This is a genomic window from Nicoliella sp. ESL1149, assembly GCF_058107265.1.
The window spans coordinates 1,237,440-1,252,583 of the sequence record NZ_JBYLUE010000002.1; the positions used below are offsets into that span (position 1 = coordinate 1,237,440).

Consider the following 15,144-nt stretch of genomic DNA (forward strand, 5'->3'; position numbering starts at 1 on the left):
AATGATGTTTATCATTCTGCTTTTTTATAAGATTAATTGTTGACTAATAATATTAATTAGAATCATCAATATTATAAGATACATGTCTATCGGTTTCATTCGCATGGTAATTTTTTGAAGATAACCAACTTCAATTAATGCAATTGTAATTACTCCTAAAATAGCATTGAAAATAACTAATATTGGCAAATGCAAAAATATTCTAACACTAATTATGAACTGAGTAATAATAACAATAAAATAAATAATTCTTGAATATATCATCATTTGAACGATTCGTTTAGATTCATGACGGGTATAACCCCAAATAACTGATATTGCTAATAAAATCCATAGCATATTGTGAATGAAAACTAACATTTAAATCCCTTCTTTACTAGATTAATAATATCATATTCTAATCATAGTTTTGTAATCTAAATAAGATATGATATACTTATTAAGTAATGCGGGTATAGTTTAGTGGTAAAATGTAAGCTTCCCAAGCTTAGGTCGCGGGTCCGATTCCCGTTACCCGCTTAGCGATGAGCTATTAAAAAGAGTAGTAAAACTAATAAATTGTTCAGCAAGTTTGGAATGATGGAAGCCAAATCAATTTTTAGTTCGAAAGCGTGCTTTTTAGATTAATTAGATAATTTATCGGAGTTATAAATTAGAGTGGTACCGCGAGTTTTCTCGCCTCTTACAACATTTGTTGTAAGAGACTTTTTTATTTTAGGAGGACTTACAAGAATGGATCAATATAAAAAATTAGTTGCAGACTTAATTACCCCAACTTTAGATGGTAAATTAACTACCCAGGAAGTATTAGATAAAATTGAACGCCCTAAAAAAGAATCAATGGGTGATTTATCATTTCCAACTTTTACGCTTGCAAAAGAATTGAGAAAAGCACCTCAAATGATTGCGCAAGATATCGTGGCTCAAATTAAGTCAGATAAGATTGAAAAAGTAGTTGCAATGGGACCTTATGTGAACTTCTTCTTAAAGAAAGCTGATTTCAGCAATGAAGTTTTAAAAACAATTTTAACTGAAAAAGCAAATTATGGTCAAAACGAAGATGGTAATCATGGAAAGGTTCCAATTGATATGTCTTCTCCTAATATTGCTAAGCCAATTTCCATGGGCCATTTACGTTCAACTGTTATTGGAAATTCAATTGCTGAAATTTTAAGTAAAAATGGTTATGACCCCATCAAGGATAACCATTTAGGTGACTGGGGAACCCAATTTGGTAAGTTGATCACTGCTTATTTAAAGTGGGGAAATGAAGAAGACGTTAAGAAAGATCCGATTAATAATTTAGTTAAGTATTACGTTAAATTTCATAAAGAAGATGTGGAACATCCAGAATTAGATGATGAAGCTCGTGAATGGTTCAGTAAACTTGAAAATGGCGATCCAGAAGCTATTAAATTATGGAAGTGGTTCCGGTCTGTTTCATTGGTTGCATTTGGTAAGATTTACGATAAATTAGGAATTAAATTTGATACTTACAATGGTGAAGCTTTTTATAATGATAAGATGCCAGAAGTTATTCAAATGCTTAAAGACAAACATTTATTAAAGGAATCTCAAGGGGCGCAAATTGTAGATTTGAGTAAATATAACTTAAATCCAGCTCTTATTTTAAAGAGTGATGGAGCATCCCTTTACATTACTCGTGATATTACAACTGCTATCTATCGTGATCGGACTTATCATCCAGCAATGAACTTATACGTTGTTGGATCTGAACAAATGTACTACTTTAAACAGTTAAAGGCCGTTTTAAAGGAAATGGGGGTTCCATCAGCAGACAACCTTCATCATATTCCATTTGGTTTAATTACTGTTAATGGTAAGAAGCTATCAACGCGTTCAGGACGCATTATCTTATTAGATGATGTTTTGAATGATTCAATTGCACTTGCTAAAAAGCAAATTGAAGAAAAGAATCCTGATTTACAAAATAAGGATGAAGTTGCTAAACAAGTTGGAGTTGGAGCCATTATCTTTGGTGATTTAAAGAATAACCGAATGGACAGTATTGACTTTGTATTAGAAGAACAATTGAAGTTTGAAGGTGAAACTGGTCCATATGTTCAATATTCTCGAGTTCGTGCAGAAAGTATCTTAAGAAAAGCTGGTAATCCAGATTTATCAAATGCTAAGTTTGATTTAGATGATAATGAATCCTGGCCAGTTATTAAGTTATTAAATGATTTCCCAATGATCGTTAAGGAAGCTTGTCATGATTTTGAACCTTCTGATATTGCTAAGTATGCATTAAGATTAGCCAAAGCCTTTAATCAATACTACGCTCATTCTCGAATCTTAGATGATGATGCTCAAAAGGAATCTCGTTTAGCTTTAGTTAAAAGTGTTTCCATTGTCTTGAAGGAATCATTACGTTTATTAGGGGTTCAATCTCCAGACGAAATGTAATTTAAGATTAAAAATATAAATTTAGACGTTTCTAATTTGTTAGAAACGTCTTTTTTTGTCATAATATACTTAGCGATAAAATATCAAGGAGCTTCATTATAATTATGAAATCAAATCAGCATCAAAGTAATAATCAATCATTTTGGTATCAATTTAGACAAATTATTCATCGATTAAATCAAAGGTATCATTTAATCCGATTTGCCTTAGTAATAGTTTTAACAATTGTTTTTGTGACTAGTGCGTATTTAACGTTCATGGCAAAAACAATGAATGTTAAGAATCTTCATTCGTCTTTAGAACGGTCAACGATGATTTATGATATGAATAATAATAAAGCGGGGAGTTTATACGCTCAAAAGGGAACCTATACTGGAATGAAGCACATTTCAGTTAATGTTCCAAATGCTATTTTATCTACGGAAGATCGTAATTTTTATTATGAAGGTGGTTTTTCGTTCAAGGGGTTTGGTCGAGCAGCTTTGTTAATGATAAAAAATAAAATTCTTCATCGTGATTACATTAGTGGTGGAGGAAGTACGATAACTCAACAATTAGTTAAGAATGCTTATTTATCACAACAACAAACTTTGGGAAGAAAATTAAGAGAGCTATTTATATCAATTCAGGTCAATAATACCTATTCTAAAAATGCAATTTTAACGATGTATATGAATAATGCTTATTTTGGTAACGGAGTTTATGGGGTTCATGATGCAGCGCAACGTTATTTTGGACGTTCTGTGGATGATTTACCCGTTCAAGATGCAGCAGTTTTGGCGGGGATGTTGACTAATCCTAGTGCGTATAATCCTGTTGATCATCCGGGCCTTTGTCGACAAAGACGTAACGTTGTTTTAGATTTGATGGTAGAGAATCACAAATTGACTGCTAAGCAAGCAAGTTATTATAAGGCACTTCCGGTTGAGGTAAAAAATACCTACGTTTATCATGATAGTTATCGTTATCCTTATTATTTTGATGCTGTTATTAGTGAAGCCATCAATAAATATGGTTTAAGTGAAGCTGATATTATGAATCGTGGATATAAGATTTACACTAATTTAAATCAAAAACAGCAACAAGCAATGCAAAGTGATTTTAATAATAATAGTATGTTTCCTGAAAATGCTTCCGATGGAACAAAGGTTCAAGCGGCTTCAATTGCTTTGAATGCAAAAACAGGTGGTGTTCAAGCAGTCGTTGGTGGAAGAGGGAAACACGTTTTTAGAGGTTATAATCGAGCTACGCAAATGAAACGGCAACCAGGATCAACGATTAAACCAATTGCTGATTATGTTCCCGCTTTGGAAAATGGTTATAGTTATGATTCGATTCTTAAGGATGAAAAGAAATCATATGGTAGTAATCACTACACTCCAGAAAATTATAATAATGTTTTCTCTGGTAAGGTTCCAATGTACCAAGCCTTAGCACAAAGTATGAATGCCCCAGCAGTTTGGCTTTTGAACAAGATTGGTTTAGACAAGGGTTATGACTCAGTGAAAAACTTTGGTTTACCTGTTACCAAGAGTGATAAGAATCTTTCATTAGCGTTAGGAGGCCTTTCGAATGGAGTTTCACCACAACAAATGGCAGGAGCTTATACGGCATTTGCAAACCATGGAGTAAAACATCAACCATTTTATATTCGTAAGATCGTTGATGCTTCAGGAGATGTAATCGTGAATAATCCAACACCAGGTGGCGATCAAGTAATTAGTTCCGGGACAGCTCGGCAAATGACTAGTATGATGCTAGGAGTCTTTGACCATGGAACCGCAAGTGACGCTAAACCAGCTGGATATAATGTTGCTGGGAAAACAGGAAGTACCGAGGATAGTGTTGCTAACGATAGTGATGCTACTCGTGACAAGTGGATCATTGGATACACACCTAATGTGGTCGTCGCTAGTTGGGAGGGATTTGATACTACTAGCAAAGCTCATCACCTAGAGAATTTGAGTGGAACTGGATTAGGACCATTATTTAAGAATGAAATGCAATCTATTATTCCCACCACTGATCAAACTCAGTTTGGGGTTCAAGACGCATACACCATTGCAAGTAATCAGAATCAAAATAATGGGAGTAGTAATAGTAATCTCTTCAGTGGTTTTAATAAGAAAACCAGTCAATTTAGAAATGATGTTGATAAAGATGTTGATAAAGATGTTGATAAAGCCAAGAGTACAGTTGGCAAGTGGTTCAATAAAGCTCAAAAATGGTTAGGAAAGTAACTAAGTGTTCAAAAAGACTAAGTTAATCTTAGTCTTTTTTATTATCCTTAAAATTTTATTAATTAACTATATATTGAAACAGCATTCTGATATACTTAATCACACTGAAAAATGTAATAAAAACTGACAAGGGAGATTTGAAATGGCACTTTTAGAATTAAAAGATATTCATAAATCCTATTATTTAGGAAAAGAAGAATTTAAGGTCCTTAAGGGAATTAGTCTTAAATTTCATCATGGTGAATTTGTTTCATTACTAGGTGAATCTGGTGGTGGAAAATCTACTTTGATGAATATCATTGGAGGATTAGATAGTAACTATCAAGGAGACGTGTTTTTAAATGGAAAGTCATTAAAGCATGATACTAGTAAACAATTAGATGAGTATCGACGTAAAACGATTGGATTTATTTTCCAAAATTTTAATTTGATTAGTCATATGACAGTTCTCGAGAATGTTCGTGTTGCCTTGGAAATGAGTACCCTTTCCCATGCTGAACAAACAAAGCGTTCTGAAGAATTATTGAAAAAAGTAGGATTAGGAGAACACATTCACAAACATCCTAACCAGTTATCAGGTGGCCAAAAGCAACGGGTTGCAATTGCAAGAGCGTTGGCGTCTGATCCAGATATAATTATTGCAGATGAACCAACTGGAGCTTTAGATGCTAAAAATACGGATGAAGTATTAAAGTTATTAGATGAGATTGCTTCTGAGGGTAAATTGGTGCTAACTGTGACTCATTCTGATAAAGTTGCAGCTTATGGGACTAGAGTTGTCCACATGTCAAATGGTCAAATCGATAGTGATAAAAAATTACGTGATAGATATGAAACAGAGCCATCAAAGGGCATGAAGTTACATCCATTAAGAATGTTAGATACGTTTAAAATGGCTTTTCATCAGATGACCTATAATATGAAACGGAACCTATTAATTATTTTCGGTGGTTCGATTGGGATTTTTAGTGTTATTTTCATGTTAGGATTAGGTAACGGGATTAAGGGTTATATTAATAATCAAATCTATTCTCAAATTAATCCTAATTCTGTTCAAGTCTTGAAGGGAAAGAGTGGAACTGACACTAGTTCTTTTGCTAAGTCGAATGTGACCAATCAAGATATAAAAAAACTAAAGAGTGTTAAGAATGTTAAGTCGATAGAAAAAGGTGCAATGGCAATGACACCACAGTTGGATTATAATGGTAAGGATACGCAAGGCCAAATGCTTCAAACTTATAATTCAACAATGTTATCTAAAAACATTAAACGGGGAAATAAGCCAACCAAGTCAAATACGATTTTATTACCCAAGAGTATTGCTTCAAAAATGACAAAACATGCTTATGACATGGTTGGTAAAAAAATAAAATTATCTTTTGCTGTTGTTGGGAACAATGGACAACCTCAAGCAATAACACAAAAAGTTACCGTTAGTGGGATTTCTGATAGTGCTTCACCTGCGGTATCAACTAGCTATGAAACCTTAAAACACATTTACAAGAATAACGGTAAGACTTTAAAGACTAACTTTATTACTGCTAATATCAAGGGTGGCGTATCAAACGTTAATCCAACCCAGGATCGAATTAAAGCTTTGAAGGATACAAATGGTAAAAAGGATTATCAAATTACTGGTGCTGGTTCAATTGTATCAACATTGAACACTTACATTAGTCTAGCAGTTAATGTATTAGCTGCAATCGCTGGAATTTCATTATTAGTTTCAGCAATTATGATTATCGTTGTGTTATATATCAGTGTTGCAGAAAGAACCAAAGAAATTGGAATTCTTCGCGCATTAGGGGTAACCAAAGGTAATATTCGAGGATTATTCTTTAGTGAAGCAATTTTACTAGGAATCTTTTCGTCAGGATTAGCATTAATTATTGCTTATTTGATTGAATGGGGAATTAATAGTGCCACAGGTAGTGCAATTAATTATTCTATTATTCAAATATCTGCTGGGAATGCAATTTTTGGAGTAGTAATTGCATTAGTAATCAATATTTTAGCAGCCATGCTTCCAGCTGGTAGAGCAGCTAAATTAGATCCGATTGAAAGTTTAAGTGGAGAATAACGAATATAAAATAACTCATCTTAATTGATGAGTTATTTTTTTGTAGAAATATGTAAAAAAAAGCTCATCACCAATTAAGGTGATGAGTTTAAAAATCATAATGATTATTTACTTGTAGTAGTTGAACCAGTCTTAGATGATTGTGGGTTAATGTAGTTAGCTAAGATGTTCTTTAAGTCCTTATCCTTAATGTCAATGTTACCATTCTTAAGAATCTTGGAAACCGTCTTTTGAGGGGTTGAACCATCTTTTAACTTAGCAGCAACGATTTGATCCTTCAAGTCACTAATGTGAGACTTGTATGAACCCTTCTTAGGATGGTTAATCATCTTAATTACATCGTAAGTAGAAGTACTACCTTGTTGTGATTGAGTAGTTGACTTAACAGCTGACTTAGTGTATTCACCGTTAGAAAGCTTGAATGCAGCATTCTTAACAGCAGTAGGAATACTAGTAGAAGTATTGTCAAAACTAGTCTTTTCAGCACTCTTAGAAGAAGAGTACTTCTTAGCAACAGCATCGAAGCTCTTACCACTCTTAAGTTGTGCGATTGCTGCATTAGCATCACTCTTCTTAGTAGTAGCAATAACTTGAACAGTTACCTTAGGTTGATATTGCTTAAATTGTTTTTGTAAAGCAGCATCAGTAAATTTAGTGTTATCACGAACAGCTTGTTCTAACAATAAGTTAGTTCTAAGTTGTTGTTTGAAGGATGCATTTGTTAAACCTTGTTGTTGTAACAAAGCAGCAAATTGTGATCCATATTGACTCTTATATTGGTTGTATTGAGCATTGACCTTTGAAGCCTTAACTTGACTACCATAATCATGTTCAAGTAACTTATTAAGAATCATTGTTTGTAATACTTGCTTACCATTAGAGGTTTGCTTCATACTACTGTAATATTGACTTTGAGTAATCTTACCACCATTAGTAGTAGCAACAGTTTGGCTACCACAAGCAGCTAATGAGATACCCATTAAGGCACCGGCAACGCCGACTAACCATTTTTTCTTCATGTATATACACTCCAGTTTCTTTTTCAAGATTAGTACAAGTTTTAATATAACATAATTAATAAAAAAAATAAATTGATTGTCAAATAAGGCAATCAATTTAATTAAAAATATATGATTTTAATTCTTTTTCAAACGATTTAATCTTTTTTGAATTTTTTGGATTCGAGGATTTATCATGAATTTAAACTCATTAATTTCAGTTTGAATATCTTGAACCACTTTGAGATTATCATTAAGTGCTGATTTTAAGTTGTTAACGTTTGCTTGAACTGTTTTTTTATCAGTGTTAACTTGTTGAACATCGTCCTTGGTTTTTAGGATAAAAGCTCGAAACCGTTGATTGTTAATTAAGTATCCAGCACCAGTCAAAGTTGATAGTCCTAAAATGATTTTGGTAGCGCCTCTCATTAATCTTCACCTAGTTGTTTTTCAATTTTTTGTTGAATTTCTTGATATTGAGCTTGTTGATAATCATTACTATTATCTTGAAAACTCATGCTAAAGCCATCATTGTCTGAATATCTTGGAATAAGATGGAAATGGGAGTGAAATACTGATTGGTAAGCAATCTCACCATTATTATTAACGATGTTCATTCCCTTAATTTCGGGGTTAGAATTTTTAATTGCTCGAGCAATCTTTGGAATTCTAGAAAATACTTGAGCAGCAAAATCTGCATCATAAGCATAGATATCTGGGACATGTTTCTTAGGAATAACTAGAGTATGTCCCGGAGTAGCTTGTGAAATATCTAAAAATGCTTTTACCACATCATCTTCATAAACGGTATAACTTGGGATGTCCCCGTTAATAATTTTGCAAAAAATACAATCAGTCATAAAAAGACCTCCTCAATTTATAATAGTTTAATTATATACTAATTCGAATTCAGATGGTATGCAGTGACTTTTAATAACTGGTATTATGTATAATGTAGAATTAAGAAAGTGAGAGTGTTAATAATGACGCTAAAAGTAACCCATGTAATTGGTGGTTATACTCAATTACCAGTATTAAAGGATATTTCATTTGATGTAAAAGATGGCGAATTAGTTGGGTTGATCGGTTTAAATGGTGCCGGTAAATCAACGACAATAAATCATATCATTGGTTTATTAACGCCTTTTTCTGGAACGATTGAAATTAATAATGAAACCATTACTAAAAATCCACAAGCATATAAAAAGCAAATTGCGTATATTCCTGAAATTCCAGTTCTTTATCGTGAATTAACTTTAAAGGAACATTTAGAAATGACGATTATGGCATATGGACTTGATCAAAATGAAGCCTGGAATAAGGCACATGCCCTTTTAAAAAAATTTAGATTAGATAATAAATTAGATTGGTTCCCAGAAGATTTTTCTAAAGGAATGAAGCAAAAAGTAATGATCGTTTGTGCATTCATTACTGATGCTAAGTTATTTGTGATCGATGAACCATTTTTGGGACTTGATCCATTAGCAGTTAACGATCTTTTAGATTTAATTGAGGAACAAAAACAACATGGTAGTTCAATTTTAATGTCTACGCATGTTCTCGATACTGCTGAACGGTTTTGTGATCGCTTTGTTTTAATTAATGATGGAAGAATTAAAACAGAAGGCACAATGGCCGAGTTACAACAACAATTCCCTGATGCTGGTGATTCGTTGAACAACATCTATTTAGACTTAGCAAAGGGTGAAGAAAATGAATAAATTCTTTCAAAAGCGATTATCTAAACATTTGTTGGAAATGACTAGGTATTTACGCTACGTGTTGAACGATTTTTTTATCTTAGCATTAATGTTTTTTGTTGGAGGATTAGGGTTAGCATACTCAAATCTTTTAAAGACACTTCATTTCGGAGTGTGGTGGAGTAAACCATTAACGTTTATTATTATTTTATTGGTAAGTCAAGTTGGTGGTTTCGCTACATTATTTGAAAAGGCTGATAAGGTTTTCTTATTACCTCGTGAATTAGATTTACGAAAATATTTAAAGGAGGCTTTTAGATATAGTTTAATTTTAGCGTTAATTCCGCAAGTGTTGGTCTGGTTTATTATGCTGCCTTTTTTAAAGGTGACGCAAGGTCTATCCATGACTAACTTAATTTTATTGTTAGTTTTTATGGTAATATTAAAAATTATTGTTCTTCAATATAAATATTTTAATTCCTATCAGTTAAATCGAAATGACTTACGTGGTTGGTTCGCAAAATGGGGCATTCCCGTTTTATTGACCTATTTCAATGTTTATAATCTTGGCTTTTATATTTTAATTTTGTCCTTTGCCATCCTGTTAGGGCAACAATTTGCATATAAGAAAGCGATTATTGGCCCCTTGGCTTGGAACCATTTGATTGATTCTGAAGATCATCGGATGCATCGAATCTATCAATTCTTTAATATGTTTACTGATGTTCCCCAATTAGATGGTCGAGTTCGTCGCCGTCGATATTTAAACCCTATCTTACAAAGATTATCAGGAAAGATGGATCGACCTTATCTATATTTATACCTACGAGGAATGGTTCGCGATACTGAAACTAGTGGGCTATATATTCGTTTAACGTTGATTGGTGGATTGATATTAGCATTGCTCAATGGCTTTTGGTTGCCGCTAATAATTAGTGCTTTATTTATTTATTTAATCGGTTTTCAGTTGATTCCATTTTATTTTCATTTTATTGATAATGTTTTTACACATGTTTATCCATTGGATCAAAAGTTACAACTTAAAAGTTTTCAAAAAGTTATTCAATGGTTATTATGTACAACAACGATTTTGTTCACGATTGCTAGTTTCGTTACGATTAAAGCGTTTAGTTTATCGGGATTGATATTGGTAATTGATGGAATTGAAAGTATTTTGATCGTGAAAGCATACTTACCACGTCGAATCAAAAAAGAAATAAAATCACTATAATGTCAAAAAACAGCTAAAGTTTATGATAAAATAAAATTAATGTGATTTTTGACAAAAGAGTCAAAACAATTATTGTTTGGCTCTTTTTTAAATGATAAGGAGAATGATTTATGCGAGTTCGCCATAAAAAATGGGCCCAACCATATATTGAGGACCATCCCGAATTTATCGTTTCAGAACCTGAAAAATGGTTAGGTAAATGGAACCAGCGATTTGAAAAGCGCCAACCATTAGCGATGGAGATTGGAATTGGAAAGGGGCAATTCATTGTTGAGATGGCAAAAAAACACCCAGAAATAAACTTTCTGGGTGTAGAAATTCAAATGTCAGTGATCGCAGTTGCACTTCGTAAAGTTGTGGATAGTGGGGTTAAAAATGTTCAATTGATTCACACTGATGGAGCAATGGTTGATTCATTTATTCAAGAACATGAAATTGATCGATTATATTTGAACTTTTCTGATCCATGGCCTAAATCACGACATGCTAAACGTCGATTAACATCTCCTCAATTTTTAGATAGTTATAAAAAGGTATTAAAGAAGAATGCTAATCTTGAATTTAAGACGGATAATCGGGGGCTATTTGAATATTCTGTAGTTACATTTAACAATTATGGATTAAAATTTGATTATCTATCATTAGATTTGCATAATAGCGAAGAAGCCACTGATAACGTTGAGACGGAATATGAAGAAAAATTCAGTCTTAAAGGGCCAATATATAAAATTATTGTCACTTTTCCACAAAATAGTTAGGGATTCGATGAATCAATTTAATTCTATTTATCGAACCAAAATGATTAGTTGTAAAGCGATATTGATCTAATTGAGATTGATTTTTAATGTTAATTCCACCATGATAACGATTATTAAATGGATTTGAACTGGTTTTTCTTACCCATGTTCCATAAATAGTATTGATTGAGAAACGTTTCATGATTTGATGTTTAATCCGATGATCAAGAATCGTTTTTCTGTTTATGATTACAAATGCTGAAATGCTTGCTGCAACTGAAATTGATACTTTAGTAGTTGTTTTCATTTGACTGAACTCCTTTATGGGTAAAATGAAATAATAATTATAATGATTCAATAATATGTTAATTAAGGAGACTATAAAATGCAAACAATTCCACAATTAAATTTAAAAGAGTTAAAAAGTAAAATCAACAATGGTAAATATATTCTACTTTTTAGTGCTGATTGGTGTCCAGATTGTGTTTTTATTAAACCATTCTTATCTGAAATTATAAAAGAATATCCTGATTATAAATTTTTAGCCGTTGATAGGGATGAAAATATTGATTTGGCTGCTGAATTGAACGTATTCGGAATTCCTAGTTTCATTGCATTTAACGATGGTCAAGAAATCGGCCGGTTTGTAAATAAGGATCGTAAAACAAAACAACAAATTGAATCATTCATTGATAATTTGATGACAGAAGAGGAGTAGATAAAATGATTGCAAGTTACAATTCCGCCGAAGCTGGCGATGTTTTAATTTTAATTTTAAATCAAGATACAAAAGACCAAACCATAGAAAAACATGGTGATGTTGTAAAAATAATTGGTGATAATGATAAGGTTTTAGGATATAACTTTTTTAACATTAGTAAAGTCTTTTCTGAAATTAAAACTAAAAGCGGCCAAATTGACCTCACTGATGATGATTTAACTAAATTGAACCATGTCCTTGAAGATAATAATTTTACCGGTGACTTGAAACCTGATTTAGATTCACACTTTGTTGTTGGATATGTAAGGAGCGTTGAGCCCCATCCAGATTCAGATCATTTGAAAATTACACAAACTGAGATTGATGGTGGAAAGACACTTCAGATCGTTAGTGGCTCACCTAACATGAAAGCTGATATTAAGGTTGTTGTAGCAAAATCTGGAACAATGATGCCTAGTGGGTTGATTATTTGGCCAGGAAAGTTAAAAAAAGTCGAAAGTGACGGAATGATTTGTTCTGGGCGTGAATTAAGGTTACCAAATGCACCACAAAAACCAGGGGCCTTAATTTTGCCAGATGACTTTGAGGTCGGGACTGCTTTTGATTTTGATAAGGGTGCTAAGTTGTTTAAATAAGTTGAATAGTGGGGTAACCCACTATGTACATAATTTTATTTAAGGATGAGGAAATATGAAGGATTATGATGGCCCAGCATTTTATCGACGTTTTGTTAGCAATACACATGATGAAAAAAAAGCAGATAAGACAAATCAATCTAGTCAACAAATAAGACAAATTACCCAGTTGCAAAAGAAAACTAAAAGATTTGATCCAAAATTTAATTCAAAGGATTATGGGGATAATAAGTTAATGAAGATGACGAATGCGTTTACGCCGAATCGGGATTATAAACGCAAAAATCATTTAGTTAACCGCAATGTTTCGACTATTAATCAATTTTACACGCGTTTGATTGCCGAATTAGAGAAATCAGCAATGGATTGTATATTGTTAGGAGAAGTTCCAACGAGTGGATCAGCAAAAATAAACTACCATTTAGAAAAAGCCACTCCAGTTTCGTCTTCTGCTGAACAACCAACGAAAGCAAGTATACTTCGTTCCATCCATGCTCGAAATATGAATCGCTCTATTACAAGTGAAAATAGTTTATCAAGTAGTCATTCTGATGTAGTTCAAAGTAGCTCAATCAATTCTGAACAGGATGAATCAAGTTTAGCTTCACATGGGCAAGTTAATTCATCAACAACTGATTCTTTTATTTCGCAGCGTAGTGAAGGAATGAAAGAAAAAAGTTCAGTCGTTGAGGATCAATCAATGAGTTCTGATTATTCAGCGGTAAATTCTGCTGAGACAGTTGATAATTTCAAATCAAGTGACAATGTTTCAGCATCATCCAATAGCGAACAGGTTGATGAAGATGATCAAAAAAGAGCATTAGGAAGTTCCTTGGATAAAATCATTGATAATGAAGAGAAGCAAAATCAAAAAATTTCGTTATTTGATAAGCCAACTCAAGTTATTAATAATGAAGTTGATCATAACTACCATTTTCCAGAGTATACACTTTTAAATGAACCTCAAAGAGACGATGATGAGCAACTTGATGATTGGATTATTAATCAATCTGATGTATTGGATCAAACCCTAAAGGCATTTAATGTTGATGGTGAGGTTGTTGATTGGACAAATGGACCAACGGTAACCCGTTTTCAAATCAAGTTGAAATTAGGGGTTAAAGTTAATCGAATCACAAATTTAGCTGATGATCTTAAGATGGCGTTAGCCGCTAAAGATATTCGAATTGAAGCCCCAATTCCTGGAAAACGGACGGTTGGGGTAGAAATTCCTAATCCTAAGCCGAGACCAGTAATGCTTTCAGAAGTATTAGAATCGCCTGAGTTTAAAAATGCCAAGTCACCGATGACTGCTGCATTAGGGGTGGATTTATCTGGAAAACCACAGGTTACTGATTTGAGAAAGATGCCCCATGGTTTAATTGCTGGGGCAACTGGATCAGGAAAAAGTGTATTCATCAATAGTTTATTGGTTTCATTGTTATATAAAGCAACTCCTGCTGATTTAAAGTTATTATTGATCGATCCAAAAGCTGTTGAAATGGCTCCTTATAATAATTTGCCACATTTATTAGCCCCTGTGATTTCAGAACCAAATGAGGCATCAGCAGCATTAAAATGGGCCGTTAAAACAATGGATGAACGATATGAACGGTTAGCTGCTGCTGGTGCTAGGAATATTGAACAATATAATGAACAAGCTGAAAAGCATCATCAACTCAATTTAAAGATGCCATACATTTTAATTGTTATTGATGAGTTAGCTGATTTAATGATGGTTGCTTCAACTGAGGTTCAAGATTATATTGTTCGAATTACTCAAAAAGCACGTGCAGCTGGAATTCATTTGATCGTTGCTACACAAAGACCAAGTGTTGATATTGTGACTGGAACGATTAAAAATAATATTCCTACTCGGGTCGCGTTTATGGTATCTAGTCAGGTCGATTCTAGAACGATTATTGATACTGCAGGAGCGGAACGCTTACTTGGAAAAGGGGATATGTTGTATCTAGGTAACGGTAAGAGTCAGCCATTGAGATTACAAGGAACTTTTGTTTCGAATGATGAAATTGAACGGGTAACCGCTGCTGTTAGAAAGCAAGGCAAACCACATTATGCCTTTAACCCTAAGGCACTGTTAAAAAAGGTTAATCAAGTTGATAAACAAGATGAGATTTTACCAGAAGTCTTAGAATATATTTCTAAGGAAAAACATGTTTCAACTTCAAAATTACAACGGGTCTTTTCAATAGGTTACAATCGAGCAGCCACTTTAATTGATGATTTGGAACAACAAGGGTTTGTTTCTGGTCAGCATGGATCAAAACCACGGGAGGTCTATTTGACACCTGATGATTTTAAGAAGTTAAATTTATAATTCATTTATCTAATTTTGGTATATACTAATTAAA

At 33.1% G+C, this 15,144-nt stretch carries 14 protein-coding genes and 1 tRNA gene; 10 read left to right on the forward strand and 5 right to left on the reverse strand.

Features of this window, described 5'->3' with window-relative positions:
- Positions 1-24 precede the first annotated feature (24 nt).
- Positions 25-360, reverse strand: coding sequence for a DUF1516 family protein (locus AC3B6G_RS06030; RefSeq protein WP_489849483.1), 336 nt, complete (start codon positions 358-360; stop codon positions 25-27).
- 88 nt (positions 361-448) lie between these two features.
- Here AC3B6G_RS06030 and AC3B6G_RS06035 point away from each other — a divergent pair.
- The 4 genes from AC3B6G_RS06035 (at position 449) to AC3B6G_RS06050 (ending at position 6,747) form a co-directional block, all read left to right on the forward strand.
- Positions 449-519: transfer RNA gene (locus tag AC3B6G_RS06035), tRNA-Gly, on the forward strand.
- A 213-nt stretch (positions 520-732) separates the two neighbouring features.
- On the forward strand, positions 733-2,427 hold the full coding sequence (gene argS, locus AC3B6G_RS06040; protein ID WP_489849484.1) for an arginine--tRNA ligase: 1,695 nt from the start codon (positions 733-735) through the stop codon (positions 2,425-2,427).
- Between the two features lie 104 nt (positions 2,428-2,531).
- Entirely contained in the window at positions 2,532-4,667 is a 2,136-nt protein-coding gene (locus AC3B6G_RS06045; protein ID WP_489849485.1) for a transglycosylase domain-containing protein, read from the forward strand.
- Positions 4,668-4,809: 142 nt separating this feature from the next.
- Positions 4,810-6,747: an ABC transporter ATP-binding protein/permease gene (locus AC3B6G_RS06050; protein ID WP_489849486.1), complete on the forward strand. Its 1,938-nt coding sequence runs from the start codon at positions 4,810-4,812 to the stop codon at positions 6,745-6,747.
- A gap of 104 nt (positions 6,748-6,851) precedes the next feature.
- On the opposite strand, the gene AC3B6G_RS06055 is transcribed toward AC3B6G_RS06050, so the two are convergent.
- The 3 genes from AC3B6G_RS06055 to AC3B6G_RS06065 all read right to left on the reverse strand — a co-directional run bounded on the left by AC3B6G_RS06055 (position 6,852) and on the right by AC3B6G_RS06065 (position 8,605).
- The gene (locus AC3B6G_RS06055) at positions 6,852-7,766 is read right to left on the reverse strand and encodes a peptidylprolyl isomerase (RefSeq protein WP_489849487.1); all 915 of its coding nucleotides are present in this window, start codon (positions 7,764-7,766) and stop codon (positions 6,852-6,854) included.
- Positions 7,767-7,883: 117 nt separating this feature from the next.
- Complete coding sequence (locus tag AC3B6G_RS06060; RefSeq protein WP_489849488.1) at positions 7,884-8,174, reverse strand: hypothetical protein; 291 nt, start codon at positions 8,172-8,174, stop codon at positions 7,884-7,886.
- Entirely contained in the window at positions 8,174-8,605 is a 432-nt protein-coding gene (locus AC3B6G_RS06065; RefSeq protein ID WP_489849489.1) for an HIT family protein, read from the reverse strand. Before AC3B6G_RS06065 ends, AC3B6G_RS06060 begins: the two co-directional genes overlap by 1 nt.
- 123 nt (positions 8,606-8,728) lie before the next feature.
- Between AC3B6G_RS06065 and AC3B6G_RS06070 the strand changes: the two genes are divergently transcribed.
- The 3 genes from AC3B6G_RS06070 to trmB all read left to right on the forward strand — a co-directional run bounded on the left by AC3B6G_RS06070 (position 8,729) and on the right by trmB (position 11,434).
- The gene (locus AC3B6G_RS06070) at positions 8,729-9,466 is read left to right on the forward strand and encodes an ABC transporter ATP-binding protein (RefSeq protein ID WP_489849490.1); all 738 of its coding nucleotides are present in this window, start codon (positions 8,729-8,731) and stop codon (positions 9,464-9,466) included.
- Positions 9,459-10,676, forward strand: coding sequence for an ABC transporter permease (locus AC3B6G_RS06075; RefSeq protein WP_489849491.1), 1,218 nt, complete (start codon positions 9,459-9,461; stop codon positions 10,674-10,676). The genes AC3B6G_RS06070 and AC3B6G_RS06075 overlap by 8 nt, the downstream gene beginning before the upstream one ends.
- A 110-nt stretch (positions 10,677-10,786) precedes the next feature.
- Positions 10,787-11,434: a tRNA (guanosine(46)-N7)-methyltransferase TrmB gene (trmB, locus tag AC3B6G_RS06080; RefSeq protein ID WP_489849492.1), complete on the forward strand. Its 648-nt coding sequence runs from the start codon at positions 10,787-10,789 to the stop codon at positions 11,432-11,434.
- Here trmB and AC3B6G_RS06085 read toward each other — a convergent pair.
- On the reverse strand, positions 11,412-11,720 hold the full coding sequence (locus tag AC3B6G_RS06085) for a hypothetical protein (protein WP_489849493.1): 309 nt from the start codon (positions 11,718-11,720) through the stop codon (positions 11,412-11,414). The genes trmB and AC3B6G_RS06085 overlap by 23 nt on opposite strands.
- A 78-nt stretch (positions 11,721-11,798) precedes the next feature.
- Here AC3B6G_RS06085 and AC3B6G_RS06090 point away from each other — a divergent pair, with 78 nt between their 5' ends.
- The 3 genes from AC3B6G_RS06090 to AC3B6G_RS06100 are packed head-to-tail and all read left to right on the forward strand — an operon-like array spanning position 11,799 to position 15,110.
- Entirely contained in the window at positions 11,799-12,131 is a 333-nt protein-coding gene (locus tag AC3B6G_RS06090; protein ID WP_489849494.1) for a thioredoxin family protein, read from the forward strand.
- 5 nt (positions 12,132-12,136) lie between these two features.
- On the forward strand, positions 12,137-12,769 hold the full coding sequence (gene ytpR, locus AC3B6G_RS06095; RefSeq protein WP_489849495.1) for a YtpR family tRNA-binding protein: 633 nt from the start codon (positions 12,137-12,139) through the stop codon (positions 12,767-12,769).
- Positions 12,770-12,824: 55 nt separating this feature from the next.
- The gene (locus AC3B6G_RS06100; protein WP_489849496.1) at positions 12,825-15,110 is read left to right on the forward strand and encodes a DNA translocase FtsK; all 2,286 of its coding nucleotides are present in this window, start codon (positions 12,825-12,827) and stop codon (positions 15,108-15,110) included.
- Positions 15,111-15,144 lie beyond the last annotated feature (34 nt).